This window comes from Dyadobacter sp. CY356, from assembly GCF_021440195.1.
Classification (GTDB): Bacteria; Bacteroidota; Bacteroidia; order Cytophagales; family Spirosomataceae; genus Dyadobacter.
Map to the genome: position 1 here is coordinate 69,752 of NZ_JAJTSZ010000007.1, position 14,537 is coordinate 84,288.

At 39.1% G+C, this 14,537-nt stretch carries 7 protein-coding genes and 2 tRNA genes; 7 read left to right on the top strand and 2 right to left on the bottom strand.

The window, feature by feature from the left end; genetic code table 11:
* The first annotated feature begins 78 nt into the window (after nucleotides 1–78).
* A complete protein-coding gene (locus LXL81_RS21280; RefSeq protein WP_234648783.1) occupies nucleotides 79–786 on the top strand; it encodes a DUF1080 domain-containing protein in 708 nt (235 codons plus the stop codon).
* Here the strand turns inward: LXL81_RS21280 and LXL81_RS21285 are convergent.
* Together LXL81_RS21285 and LXL81_RS21290 are read right to left on the bottom strand one after the other, a co-directional pair.
* The gene (locus LXL81_RS21285) at nucleotides 783–4,772 is read right to left on the bottom strand and encodes an AAA domain-containing protein (RefSeq protein WP_234648784.1); all 3,990 of its coding nucleotides are present in this window, start codon (nucleotides 4,770–4,772) and stop codon (nucleotides 783–785) included. The genes LXL81_RS21280 and LXL81_RS21285 overlap by 4 nt on opposite strands.
* Nucleotides 4,773–4,793: 21 nt before the next feature.
* A complete protein-coding gene (locus LXL81_RS21290) occupies nucleotides 4,794–5,864 on the bottom strand; it encodes a TerC/Alx family metal homeostasis membrane protein (RefSeq protein WP_234648785.1) in 1,071 nt (356 codons plus the stop codon).
* Between the two features lie 439 nt (nucleotides 5,865–6,303).
* Here LXL81_RS21290 and LXL81_RS21295 point away from each other — a divergent pair.
* The 6 genes from LXL81_RS21295 to LXL81_RS21320 all read left to right on the top strand — a co-directional run bounded on the left by LXL81_RS21295 (nucleotide 6,304) and on the right by LXL81_RS21320 (nucleotide 14,501).
* Nucleotides 6,304–6,376, top strand: a tRNA-Gly gene (locus LXL81_RS21295).
* A 72-nt stretch (nucleotides 6,377–6,448) separates the two neighbouring features.
* Nucleotides 6,449–6,534: transfer RNA gene (locus LXL81_RS21300), tRNA-Leu, on the top strand.
* A 260-nt stretch (nucleotides 6,535–6,794) separates the two neighbouring features.
* Nucleotides 6,795–8,006 carry a T9SS type A sorting domain-containing protein gene (locus tag LXL81_RS21305; RefSeq protein ID WP_234648786.1) on the top strand — a complete coding sequence of 404 codons (1,212 nt, stop codon included), beginning with the start codon at nucleotides 6,795–6,797 and terminating at the stop codon, nucleotides 8,004–8,006.
* A gap of 41 nt (nucleotides 8,007–8,047) precedes the next feature.
* Nucleotides 8,048–9,670, top strand: coding sequence for a DUF1800 family protein (locus tag LXL81_RS21310; protein WP_234648787.1), 1,623 nt, complete (start codon nucleotides 8,048–8,050; stop codon nucleotides 9,668–9,670).
* Nucleotides 9,671–9,680: 10 nt separating this feature from the next.
* Nucleotides 9,681–11,213, top strand: a complete 1,533-nt coding sequence (locus LXL81_RS21315) for a DUF1501 domain-containing protein (protein WP_234648788.1) — start codon at nucleotides 9,681–9,683, stop codon at nucleotides 11,211–11,213.
* A gap of 336 nt (nucleotides 11,214–11,549) precedes the next feature.
* Entirely contained in the window at nucleotides 11,550–14,501 is a 2,952-nt protein-coding gene (locus LXL81_RS21320) for a DEAD/DEAH box helicase (protein WP_234648789.1), read from the top strand.
* Nucleotides 14,502–14,537: the final 36 nt, after the last annotated feature.

Consider the following 14,537-nt stretch of genomic DNA (forward strand, 5'->3'; position numbering starts at 1 on the left):
AAACTTTAATAAGATTTTAAGTAATTCCGTTCTTAAAAGTACTTAATATTGTGATCCAAACTTTTAAAATAATAGGATATGAATTTGACAAAATGGCAAGGATATGGCAAAACAGCTGTAATCGCCTTATTTTCAATGGCTCTTCTTGGAAACGAAGCGCAGGCACAAAAAGGGAAATGGGTGAAATTGTTCGACGGAAAAACAATAACCGGATGGCATAGCTGGCAGGAATCTTCGGTTTTACCTCAATGGAAAGTTGAAGACGGCGCGATCGTACTTGCTGACAAAGGTGGAAAAGATCTGGTTACAGATAAAGAATACGGTGATTTTGAACTGGAACTTGACTGGAAGATCAGTGAAGGTGGCAACAGCGGAATTATCTATCACGTGATTGAAGACAAGAAATACTGCTGTCCATATTCAACAGGCCCGGAAATTCAGATTCTTGATGACGTGAAACACCCGGATGCAAAAGCGGGAAAAGATGGAAATCACAAATCAGCTTCTTTATATGATATGCTTCCTCCAAGCGATTTCGCCGCTACAAAACCTGCCGGTGAATGGAACAAAGCGAAGATCATTATAAAAGATGGCCATGGCGAAAGCTGGTTGAACGGCAAGAAACTGGTTGAGTTCTCTACCATGGGCCCTGAATGGGAAAAGCTTGTTGCAAACAGCAAATTCAAAACATGGGATGGTTTCGGTGTATCTCAAAAAGGTAAAATTGCCTTGCAGGATCATGGAAATAAAGTTTCCTTTAAAAATATCCGGATTAAAGAACTTTAATCATCTAAGTTCATCGATCCGGCCCAATATTCGCGGCTGTAAATTCGTCTGACAGGCCAGTTTTTCAGTCGCAGCAGAAGGGGTAAATAAGCGTGTGGTTCCTTCGACGATTTACTTCGGTGATACAAATCATCGTCCGTCAGAATCAGACCTTTATATACCCCTTCTTCCTTTATTGTAAGGTCAGAAAATGGTAATTCCTTGTGAAGATCGGGTCTCAGTTTTGCCAGCTTATCTTTCAATAGCCAGTTTGATCTGAAACGATCCGTGGCTAACGGTTTTGGCTGATAATCGCCGTCAGAAACTTGCCGGGCATATTGAAGGTATGCTTTTAATAATCTCGGCCCTTCGTTCGCCGTTTGCTCAGTCTGCAATTGCTCAGGCCATACACTTGTTACAAAATAAATTTTTTCTCTCGCACGGGTTACAGCAACATTTAGCCGGTTTTCACCGCCCTGCATATTCAGGCTACCAAAATTCATTGTTATTTTCCCTTTTTCATCCGGAGCATAACCCATTGAGAAGATGATTATATCACGTTCATCACCCTGAACGTTTTCAATATTTTTGACAAATAAATCAGGAGCTGTTACCTTTTCCCTTTCCAGAATTTCCTGAATTAACTGCTGCTGATAAAAGTTAAATGTGACAACGCCAAATGTTTTATCACTTATGCCCAGCTCACGGATAAGCTCAACCACTTTCTCAGCTTCTATCAGATTCATGTTATTTTTCCAGACACCGTCCGTTTTGACATAAGAAATCCCCGGTACCTGTTCATTTATTAATTTAAAATCAGGTAAGAGACGCAGAGAATTTTTATAAAAATGCTGATTAGAAAAACCAATCAAATCAAGGGAAAGACTACGGTAATGTCCTGATAGCTGATACTGATCAAGACTTTGGGCAGCAAGATCAAGCAAAGAAACTACTTCGAGTGCTACTGAAACTTCTTCTTCATCAGGTTTTTCTTCATACCGGACTTTATATAAATCACTTGGAGAAAGTTGTTTGGCATCACCTGTTACCACAACCTGCTTCCCTCGATAGGCCGCCGGCAATCCATATTCTGCATAACATTGTGAAGCTTCATCAAAAATAACCAGATCAAATAAATTCGACTGCATTGGAAATATTGCCGAGACTGCTTCAGGAGACGCCATCCAGCATGGAATTAACGAAAAAACGTCATCCGCGTAATTTTCCAGAAGTTTACGTATCGGCCAGATTTTCCGCTTTTTTGTTACCTGATGATTTAATTCGCGGTAGGTCACGCGATATCCCAGACGGTTTTTTTCGATATCCTGATAAGTTGCCTCCCTCAGTTTTATTCCCGTTATATCACGACTTAAATTTTGCTTTTGTCCTATACTGCCCTGCAACTGCTCTTCCCATTGCTGCATTTTCAGTGAAGTGACAGCCCTTAATTCCGGAAATTTATTTTCAATATGTTCTATCCATTCGAGCGAAATACTGTTTTCAAATAAAGCAAGAAATTCATCAGATTGCTTGTAACCGGATTTCTGTGCTTTTGATGTAATGCGTTTTATAACGGTTTGCTCATTTGCATTCATTTCAAAGACGATTTTATCCATCTCTGCAAGTGAATCAAAATCTTTACTTAGGGAGGAATGTAATTCCCTGCTATAATTTTCAGGGTCTAAAACCAGTTTTTCAATTTGTTGGGGAGTTAAAAAGGGACTCATCATCTCTTCCAGCCTTCCCCATGATTGAATCCAACCAGACAATTTATTTATATAATCCCGGAAATCGTTCAAGTTTTCAGATTGCGAGACCAAATGTATAATTATCTCCTTCCACGGCTTTAACACAGTACGCGAAACTGCATCCGCAGCTTTTTCAGCATCCTGAAAAAAGTGAATATATTGCTGCTCAAACGAAGCATTAAATTCAAGATATTTTTCGTCAAAATTCAGCAATGGACTTTGGGTCCAGTTTTCCAGTTCCATCCTGTTGCGAAGCCGAAGTTCAAGTTTACCCAGATCTTCCAAAGAAGTGGTAAGATCATTCCTCGCTGCAATATCGGTTACTGCTGCCTTTTCGTTTCCAAACAAATTCCACCAGATACCGGATACGAAGGATTGTTTTGCATCAATTGCTTTTTTCAATTGCGCACGAAAAGTTATTAGTTCCGATGGTTTTAAATTAGACTCAATCCCATCCTCCGCAAAACCTTCCAGTGAATCCGTAGTCTGACGGATAAAAGCCAGCCTTTCGGACGAATTTTTATCCGAACTTATATATTTTTTGAAGAGATTATAGGTAACTTCCTTTTGAATAAGGTCGGAGATATCGTTTAATCGTTCAAGTATTTCATTTCTATTTTGAATGTAATCAATGGAAAAAGGTCTCCCTGCTATTCTTTCAAATTTATGACTTTGAAGTTTGTATGCTTCCGGCCAATCGGACAGCATTTTTTCCATATTCCGTAAATCTCCGATGCCATATTTGGCAAAACTTTTCCTGTTAAACCACGCATGCGCTTCATTAAAGCGCAGATAATAACCGGAGAAAATTTTTAGTCTTCTCTTAAAATCATCCCAATGATCAAGACGAAAAAACCGGTAAAGATCTTTTACTTCGATAACTTCGGCTTTACTATTACAGGTCAGATATAATTCTTTTACAGAAACCCCACTTTCAGTTTCGTCGAACAGCGCGTTTCTGAAAACATCAAGTTCAGTAACCGTACGATCAATCTGACGACTTTCCTGGCTGAACTGCCTTTCCAGAAAAACAGCATCCAGGCTATAATTTTGCTGACGATAGGTTTCTACCAGTTCGATCTGCGTCGCAAATTGTCGATATAAATCTGCCCTGTCATTTTTGAAATCGTGAATAAGTGCAACAAACGGATCCATACCAACGGTCTTCAACCGCTGATGAACGACATCCAGTGCCGCCCGTTTCTGGCAAACCAGTAAAACTCGTTTTCCCTGAGCCGCAAAATCTGCCATTAAGTTGCATATCAACTGGGACTTTCCACTTCCCGGAGGGCCTTGTACCACAACAGATTTCCCGGATTTTACCGCACGAATAATGCCTTCCTGTGACTCATCGATGGCAAAAGGTGTCAATATTTGTTCTTCACGCAGAACCGCCTGAGATTCGACGTTTATTAACTCCGAAATTTCTTGTGGTTGAAAATTTTCATCAATTTCTTCATGAACCAGAGGCATCTTAAAGTTTTCCTGCTCAGATAAATCCAGTAAAGTATTATAATCCGGCACGAGGTAGGAACCGGCCTGTGGAAATATTCCTAAAACTGCTTCGGGATAAAGTTTCAGTTCACCATTTTTTTCTAAAAGCTGTAAATCTGCACTTTTTTGAATATCGAATGGACTGAGTTTATCCTCAAAAAGCTGCTGATTGAAGTTAATTTTTAGCGGCGTTTCTTTCAGCCACTCATAAAGCTGGGTCCTGAATTCAAGTATATCTTTTGAAAAATCCTCGAAAGATTTTTCAAGTATTTCATCTGAAATTATGGCTTCGTTGAAATGCGCATAAGCCAGTGCCAGGCTCCGGTTCAATGTAATACCAATATCATCACGTTCAAACAGACACCATTGCTCCCGATCAATCCGAAGCGTTACCGGAAAAAATAAAAGGGGTGCATGAATGGGCGTGCCATCAGAAAGTTTTCCACGGACAAAAGGATAGCCAACATATAAATCTCTGGATCCCCGCTCCTCTTCAATAAAATGCTCCGTACGCGCTATTTTTCGTAATCTTTTACTAATCTCATTTACTTTTTCATAACGAGGATCCTGTATATCGCAAACAGCGATCCGGTTCTTTCGTTGAATCAGATTTTGAATAAATTCGAAAGAAGATTTTCCAAGAAGAAAATCGGTTTCGTTTAAATCCAGAAATTGTTCAGCCGGAAGACTTGTTAATAAAAGTGACTTGTTGCGTGTACTGAGGTTAGTCAGTCGTTTTAAATAGGCTTTTAGGATGCGGTTCATAGACTTAAAACGATCCCTGAATTAACTATTGGATGCGATTTCTTTTACTTCTTTTTTTTCAGGAAAAATAACTGAGGCAAGAATACTAACTGCCAGGATCCCAAGAATTACATAAAGGGAATAAACAGTCTTGAAACCCATCTCTTCAAGTTGAACATGTGCAAGCATTTTTCCACCAATAAACACCAGAAGAACACCCAGTCCATATTTAAGAAAGCGGAAAAGCCCCATGATATTACTTAAAAAGAAGAACATGGAACGAAGGCCCATGATCGCAAAAATATTTGAAAAGAAAACTACGTATGGATCCTTGGTTACCGAGAAAACAGCTGGAACTGAATCCACAGCAAAGATCAAATCCGTAAATTCAACGATAAGAACAACAACAAAAAGAGGTGTGACAAGCCATTTCCCTTTTTTCTTTACAAAGAAATGTTCGTAGACATAGCGAGGAAAAACGGAGAAATATTTTGAAGCAAATTTAACAACAGGGTGTTTGGCCGGATCAATTTTTTCATCTTCGTCGCCCTGAAAGAAAATCTTTCCACCCTGATATACAAGCAGCAGACCAAACAGATAAATGATCCATTCGAAGCGCTGGATTAAAGCGGAACCTACAAAAATGAATATAAAACGCATGATGATGGCACCCAAAACTCCCCAGAATAAAACCTTTTTGTAGTATTTAGGACGTACACCAAAGGAGGCGAAAATCAATATGATCACAAAAATATTATCGACTGAAAGTGCGTATTCGAGCAAATAGCCTGTAATAAATTCCAGAGACATATTTTTCCGGTATATTTCCAGACTGGCTTCGAAGTTATCAGGAATCAGTTTTAAGTGCGGTGCATATTTGGACTGAATACTGGCAAGCTCGTCATAGTTATTTACACCGTGAACCAAGTCGCCATGTGTATTAATGACCACGTAAAATACGAGTGCCAATAAAATCCAGGCAACAGTCCAGGCGGCAGCTTCTTTAAATTTTACAACGTGATCTTTTTTGTTAAAAACTCCCAAATCCAAAAGGAGCATTACACCAATTACTAAAAGGAATCCTCCAAAAAACAGTACTTCGTTCGAAAACATGAAAATTTATTTTTTAAACCTGACCAACGACAGAGATGAGTGATGTGACCGGGGAGCTTTACTCCATAGTCGATACGATACAAAGGTAATCAAAAATTGAAGGGCCGGAGGCTATTTGGACAAACGGTTGTAAGTATAATCTTTCCTCACCAAAATCAGTGAAGTATGGTTAATTACTAAAAATAAGTTTATCAATATTTTACTTTTCATATATGTCTAAAAACTGTGGCCTTAACTTCATATTTCAGGCCACAGTTGAATCATTTAAGATGATGTTGAAAAAAATGTAAAAATTTTATTTTTGCTAACTATTATGATTTACAATTTGTTAATAAATTGTTTCATTTTTTTTCAAAAATATTTTCATCAAACACTTGCGCCGCATAGGTCATATGAATACCTTTGCACCACGTTAATCAAATAACGCACCAGACAACACGCAGAAGTAGCTCAGCTGGTAGAGCGCAACCTTGCCAAGGTTGAGGTCGCGAGTTCGAACCTCGTCTTCTGCTCAGAGATACAGAGCACCGGAAACGGTGCTTTTTCTCATAAAAACCGACAAACTTGTTTGAAGGTGGGTTAATGCCAGGGTGGTGGAACTGGTAGACACGCAGGACTTAAAATCCTGTGAGCTGTAAGGCTCGTACGGGTTCGATTCCCGTCCCCGGTACATCACTGTCAAGGAGTTACGATCTTTTCGTAACTCCTTTTTTTGTGCCTCAAAAGGCTACAAAAACCAGATCAGTTTAAGTTTTAGTATGTCCTCAAAGCTTCGAATCAGCATAAATAATAAATATTACATCAATTGTAGAATTTATTTGATTCTATTTTGTAGATTTATTTTTATTTATATTGTAAAACTAACTATATATTTACAATATGAATTAGTTTTAATCGATAAATAGTTTAGTGGATGAAAGCTCGCGTTATATGAGAGATTTAAGACTTTGCAGAAGCAAGAAGTATCTTTTTTGTTCTGTTATTATATTGGTTTTTTATTTCACCCTGCAAAACATTGCTGTCTATGCTCAGCAGGGCAATACAATTATTACCGCCAGAACGGGTAGCATTGGAGTTCTTAGTTACTCAGCCCAGGTTACATCCAGCGGTTTGGAGTCAGGGAAATATATAGACGGGTACGTAAAAAAAATGGGAACTGCCAAATTCATTTACCCAGTAGGAAATGGCGGATATTACCGTCCCTTTGCTGCGGATGCAAACGGTATTACAGGTGCTTATTTCTTCGGATCAGTTGATAATAGCGTGAATGAAATACCGGGTGGCCCGTTTCCCCGATCTTCCAAAGACGTTGATATTGGTTCAGTAAGCCCAACAGAGTTATGGGACATCAATGGTAGTTTTAGTGGAAAAATCACTTTGACATGGAGCCCCGTAAGCAATGTCGCTACCCTTTTAAGCAGCAGTGACCTCTCTAAACTTATGATTGTTGGATGGAATGGATCGAAGTGGACTAAAATTCCTGCTACTTACGATCAGGTATCCATATTAGGTGGTTCCAGTACGACTCAAAACGGATCCATTACTACAACCTCGGCCTTTTCGCCAGATAATTATTCCGTTTATACCCTAGCGTCTGCACCAGGAGGGCCTTTGCCCGTTACACTGGTAAATTTTGAAGTTAAAGCCATTGAAAGAACCAGCCAACTCTCGTGGAGCACTATTTCTGAAATAAATAGTGACAGATTTGAAATTGAACGAAGTGACTTAGGAAAGTCCTGGACAAGTATTGGTAGTATTTTCACGAAAAATATCAACGCTGCAACGCAAAATTATTCATTCTCTGACAGAGAGCCTTTAAACGGCAACAACCTGTATCGTTTGAAGATGATAGATACAGACGGGACATTTGCATATAGCCAGATCCGCCAAATCAGCTTTAACAACATTTTCGATATTACTGTTTATCCAAATCCAGCTACTGACAAATTTTACCTTTCCAATGTATCGCAAGTTGGGTCAAAAATCTCATTATTTGAAGTTGGTGGTAAAAAGATGATAGAAAACGCAAGTTTTACGACGGACGGTATCAATGTGTCAGCCTTATCTGCCGGATCATACATTATTCGCATAGATACAAACGATGGACAACAGATAGTCCGTAAGCTATTAATAGCAAGATAATAGAACAGTGCTTACTCGAGTGAATTAAAAAATAAGTTACAATGCCATATTTAGATACCTATACTACACCCTTAACAGCGAAAACTGCTGCCCATTTGTTACGGAGGGCAACCTTTGGCCCTACACAGCAGGAAATAACGAATTTCAAGGGGCTTACTGCAACGCAAGCCGTCGACCTGCTGATAAGCAATGTCAGCCTAACCATATCACCTCCACCCCCTGTCGATCTAAACCCTGGTAGCGCAACTTACCGTCAACCCTATTTGGAATTGCCTCACATGCGGGAAAGGGAATTCGAGATGGGCTATATGGTCAGATATTGGTGGATAGCTTTAATGTGTCAACAAAATAATGCACCATCAGTTCTTGAAAAATTAGCTGCATTTTGGCAAAACCACTTTGTTGTGGCGCACAGCACTATTGGAGAATACAGATTACTATTCCAATATCTTGATTTACTCCGGAAAGGTTGTCTGGGAAGTTTTCGAAATATGACCGTAGACATGACCAAAAATGCCGGGATGCTCTTATATCAAAGTGGTAATGAAAATGAAAAAGATCATCCCAATGAGAATTACGCAAGAGAACTTCAGGAATTGTTTACCGTAGGTCAAAAAGACTTTGCTGGAAATGCCAACTATACCGAAGATGATGTAAAAGCGGCCTCAAAAGTTTTGACCGGTTGGCAGGTGAATACCAACTGGGTGGGAACACCGCCTGCAAATGGCGTTACCTTTTCTGTATCCAGGCACGACACTTCAAACAAAACATTTTCTGCCAAATATAATAACACAGTAATCCAGGGCAGATCAACTCCTGATGGCGGTGATGCAGAAGTTGCCGATCTGGTAAATATGCTCCTTGCCCATCCTGAATCACCGAAATTTATTTGCAGAAAACTATATCGATGGTATGTGAATACGGATGTTACCCAGGATATAGAAAATAACGTCATCATACCTCTTGCCAATTTTTTCGCAAGTCCTCAAAACGATTTTCAGATCCAGCCAGTATTAAAAAAATTACTGACCAGTCAGATATTTTATGATAACGCCAATATTGGTTCTATGATGAAAGCTCCTTCTGAATTTCTGATTGGAGCTTTACGATTCTTTAACCAACCGGTTCCAGATGTAACCACGCAAACGCAGGGATACAAAAAATACATGGAATTTGTTCATTGGGGGATGGTAGCGATGCAAATGGCATTTTTAGACCAACCAGCAGTATTTGGCTTTCCGCCTTATTACCAAATTGGATATTCGAAAAACTGGATTAACGGCGCAACGTTAATGCATCGTTCCTCTCATATGGATGTATTTATATATCCCAACATCGAAATCTATCCTGGCTATATATTGGGGGTTGATATTTTGGCATGGGTAAGAACTCTTCAACCTAATTTCAGCGATGTAGCGGGCACTCCCGCTGTTGCATGCGAAGTTGTACTGGATGCACTCATTGAAAATCTATACGCTGTTGATCTTAGTCAGTCTCAAAAGGATTATTTAATAGATACCATTATGCTGGAGGGGCGTAACCGGAGTTATTGGATAACTTTTTGGAATTGGTACAGAGAAGATCAAACAAACGGAGCGGCTTTACATTGCTGCTATAACATTTTCACATACCTGTTAAAGATGGCCGAGTATAACATATTTTGATTTGTTACTTATGAAAAGGAGAGATTTTTTAGCGGCTGCATCCGGAATAGTTCTGCCACTTGCTGTAAACGGATTTGGGTTTAGGTCATTTGACAAAAATTCGGCGTTAGTACAGTCTTTAAGCAAAACGGTAGCATTAGAATCCGATCGGGCTCTGGTAATAATATATTTAAACGGAGGAAATGATGGATTAAATACATTAATTCCACTTGATCAATACTCCGCCTACAACTCATTAAGAAGCAATATTGCCATTCCAGAAAACAAGATCCTAAAACTTAACGGAAACGATTTAACGGGATTTAACCCGGCTATGTCTGGAATGAAAAGCCTGTACGACGAAGGTAAACTGGCTATGGTACATTCCGTTTCATATCCAAATCCAAGTCAGTCGCACGTAAGAGCAACCGATATCTGGATGACAGCAGTTGATTCCGATAAATCTGTTGATACCGGCTGGGCCGGAAGATATCTGAATACCCGTTATCCTGGCTATCCCTCAGACTTCCCAAATACAGATATGGAAGATCCGCTTGCACTTCAAATAGGATTCATGAATTCGCCGACTCTGTCTGGAGGTACTCAAAATATGGGGATAACCCTGGAAAATCCTACCAGTTTTTATAATTTACTAGGTGCAAATTCTTATGCAGGTTTAAATGATCTCCCATGTTGTGATGCTGGAGAATTGATCAAGTTTTGCAGGCAGCAGCAGGTTTTAAATAAAGCTTTTGCAGGCGAAGTAAAAAGAGCCGCCGATGCGGGTACGAATATGGCAACATATCCGGCAGCTACGATTGCAAATGACTTGTGCGAACAGCTGAAAATAGTGGCCAGACTGATACATGGAGGGTTAAAAACAAAAATTTATTTTGTTGAAATGTATGGATTTGACACCCATGCAAATCAGGTCAGTTCTTCTGATCCTTCTGTGGGTTTACATGCTAATTTATTAACAAGACTTTCTGAAAGTATTTCTGCTTTTCAAAATGATTTAAAACTTCAGGGAACAGAAGATAAGGTTATAGGAATGACCTTTTCTGACTTTGGAAGGCGAGCCACTTCCAATGGTTCTTTCGGAACCGACCACGGTGTTGCGGCGCCGATGTTTGTCTTTGGAACAAATATCAAAAGACAGGTCGTAGGATCTAATCCTGATTTAGTCAATGATTTAGTACCCTTGCAACCAACTCCTGTCGTTAACAATCAGGACATAAAAATGCAGATCGATTTCCGAAGAATATACTCAGATATACTAAATGACTGGTTTGGGACTCAATCCTCGAGTACTGATTCAATTTTATTTAAAAATTTTAAAACTACATCGCTTTTTTCCAACGTCATCGAGACTGTATCATCAGGAGCATGGCCCGATAGGAATATCTGGTCCGCAGGATGTATGCCAGGACCAAAAGATTATGTCAAGATCAATCCGGGCCATACAGTAACCTTAGGACAAAATGTTACAGTAAGGAATATTCAGATTGATGCCGGGGCAGAATTAAGCCTGCTGGGAAACTATGTAATAAAAACAACCGGATAAATAGTCTTCACCATCTTTCTTTCACAAAGCCCAGACTGCTTCAAATTTCTACATACATTTAAATCTTTACAATTTCATTTTTAGTTACACTACTAAAAATGAAATTGTATTTGTCATCTATGAAGATGATGAAAAATTATTCTTTCATTAAAAGCTACAAATTTCTATTAACTCATCCCCTGCTACGGACTCGTAAGATCCTTTACGAACAGGTCTAGACTTTTTTTTTGCCCCTCTTTCACCTATATTTGATATTTTTCAAATTCCAACGGAGCGAACTATCTCGTGAATGGATAGCTTTCGAACGCTGCATCATCGTTTTGTGAAACAACTGTCATGAAAGTATCTCCTTCTGAACCCTTTAAGATTGTATATTCCATTCTGGATCATGAGTATCTTGGCTACATATTCGAGTCTTTTGTTGTTCAATTAAACAGTCAGGGCGATTTTTCCTTTCAGATACAAAACATCTCTTCTAAAAATATAGAGGAATTCAGTGCGGGACTTGATGCAACGGATTTTGAATTGGTAAGTTTGGTAGATGATATCCAGCAGGATACTATTTTAAAGAAATTCAACACAAAAAAGCTTTCTCCGGTCGATTTCTTCTTGAAAATATATGACCCTCAAAAAGGTGATAAAGTTATTCAGGAAGCAATAACAGCTTATCTGGAAAACAGTAAGGCGCGAATTCTTGAAAAACTTTCGGGGAAAGAAATTTTCATTATGGGCAGTGATGGGAATCCGCTTTGGAAACATGTCGAATGGGAAAAGGAAAAGGCTACCATCCGTTTTTATTTTATGCGGAACGAAGATAATACGCACTACTTCCCAACAATTCGCCACAATAAACAGAAGCTTGATTTTCAATATAAAAATGCGATCATTCTTTGTGAAGAACCAGCCTGGCTGGTTGTTGATGGGCATTTGTACCATTTTGAAGGAAATGTTGACGGAAAAAAAATAAAGCCGTTTCTCGCAAAAAAATTCATTGCTATTCCACGTAAAATGGAAGAGCAGTATTATGAGCGATTTGTGGCTCCCCTTATCGCTTCTTACGATGTAGTTTCGAAAGGTTTCGATATAAGAAATATTTCAACCGTTCCTAAACCTATACTCACAATTGCAGATGTAAGTATAAAAGGTAAAACCGCTACTGCTTTATTATTTGCAGAACCAGGCGGAGATGATGCATCTCCGATTAATTCAGAAGATGGTGAGGTTTCCTTTGGCATGGCTTTCCAGTATGGCCACTACACTTTCCCCTTCGACAGCTTTGCAGTTTCATCTAGTGTTTTTATTGATAAAAAAGCAGAGGAATATACTTTTTATAAAGTAAAACGTGATACGACTGCTGAACGGCATAATCTAAACCAGCTGAAAGAATGGGGGCTTGCCATAAAGGAGGGGCCCGTTTTGATGCCAAAATCGGAAGCGTTTGGCTGGCTACAAAGCAAAGCCAAAACACTATCGGAACATGGTTTTATCCTTCGTCAGAATAATGCTGATGCAAAAAGATATTTCTTAGGCTACTCTTCACTGGATGTTTCAATTGAAGAAGGACGTGATTGGTTTGATATTAATGCCAAAGTCCAGTTTGGAGAATTTGAGATACCGTTTATTCAATTAAGGAATTATATTCTGCATCAAAAAAAGGAGTTCATGCTTCCAAATGGTGAAATAGCGGTAATTCCGGAATGGTGGTTTACAAAATATTCAGAGCTTTTTGCTTTTTCTGAACATGATCAGGATACCGATGGAATAAGGTTACGGATGCACCATTTGGCGCTTGTACAGGAATTAAAAGAGGAAAGCCTGGCTACTGCCATTATTAGCCACAAACTTGAAAGACTTCGGGATTTTAACCAGATCGATCCAAGTGAAGCACCGAAACATTTCAAAGGAACGCTTCGTCCTTACCAAAAAGCAGGTTACGACTGGCTGCAATTTTTAAATCAGTATCGTTTTGGTGGATGTCTTGCGGATGATATGGGTTTGGGGAAAACGGTACAAACGCTGGCGTTACTTCAATCTCAAAAAGAAGCTGGAATTAAAGAGCCTTCTTTGCTGATCATGCCCACTTCGCTTTTGTACAACTGGGCGCTTGAAGCAAAAAGATTTACTCCGAAGTTAAAAGTTATGCAATACACCGGCACCTACCGGGCAAAAGATACTAAACAGTTTGAAGGTTTTGATCTGATCCTTACCTCCTATGGAATTGTAAGGCTTGATATTGATCTGATCCAGTCATTCCGGTTCAATTACGTAATCCTGGATGAATCACAGGCGATTAAAAATCCGTCTTCAATTATCACAAAAGCTGTCCGCAGACTCAATTCTGCCAATAGGCTGATATTGACTGGTACGCCGATTGAAAACAGTACGATGGATCTCTGGTCCCAGATGTCCTTTGTGAATCCGGGACTTTTAGGAAGCCAAACTTTTTTCAGGGATGAATTCCAGATTCCTATTGAAAAGAAAAGTGATGAGGATAAGTCCAGACGTCTGTATAATCTGATCAAACCATTTATTCTACGCCGGCACAAATCACAGGTAGCAACGGATCTTCCTGCAAAGGTTGAAAGTATTCAATACTGTGAAATGTCGGAAGAGCAGGAAAAAGGTTATGAAGAAGCCAAAGCTTATTACCGCAACCTGATTTTACAAAGTATAGATTCTGACGGTATTAATAAATCTCAGCTCGTTGTTTTGCAAGGCTTAACGAAATTGAGACAATTGGCCAATCATCCAAAAATGGTTGACCCGGAATATACCGATGGCTCAGGTAAATTCGAAGACGTGCTCCATAAAATGGAAACCGCCATCAGTGAAAATCATAAAATTCTGATTTTCAGTCAGTACATCAAACATCTTGATTTATTCCGTGCTTATCTGGATAAGGGAAATGTTACCTATGCATATCTGGATGGCTCAACCAAGGACCGCCAGGCCGAAGTCGAAAATTTTCAGAATAATGCGAACGTTAAAATATTCCTGATTTCTCTGAAAGCCGGAGGATTGGGGCTAAATCTTACTGCTGCGGATTATGTATTTATTTTAGATCCATGGTGGAACCCGGCTATTGAAGCACAGGCAGTAGACAGAGCACACAGAATTGGTCAGGACAGAACTGTTTTCACTTATAAGTTTATTACAAAAAATTCGGTTGAAGAAAAGATTCTGGCTTTACAGAAAACGAAAAAACAATTGGCTGATGATTTAATTTCTAATGAAGATGGTTTTATAAAATCGCTGTCACGAGAAGATGTTTTGTCACTTTTAGAATAATCTTGTCAAAATATTTTATAGTACCATACAAAATAA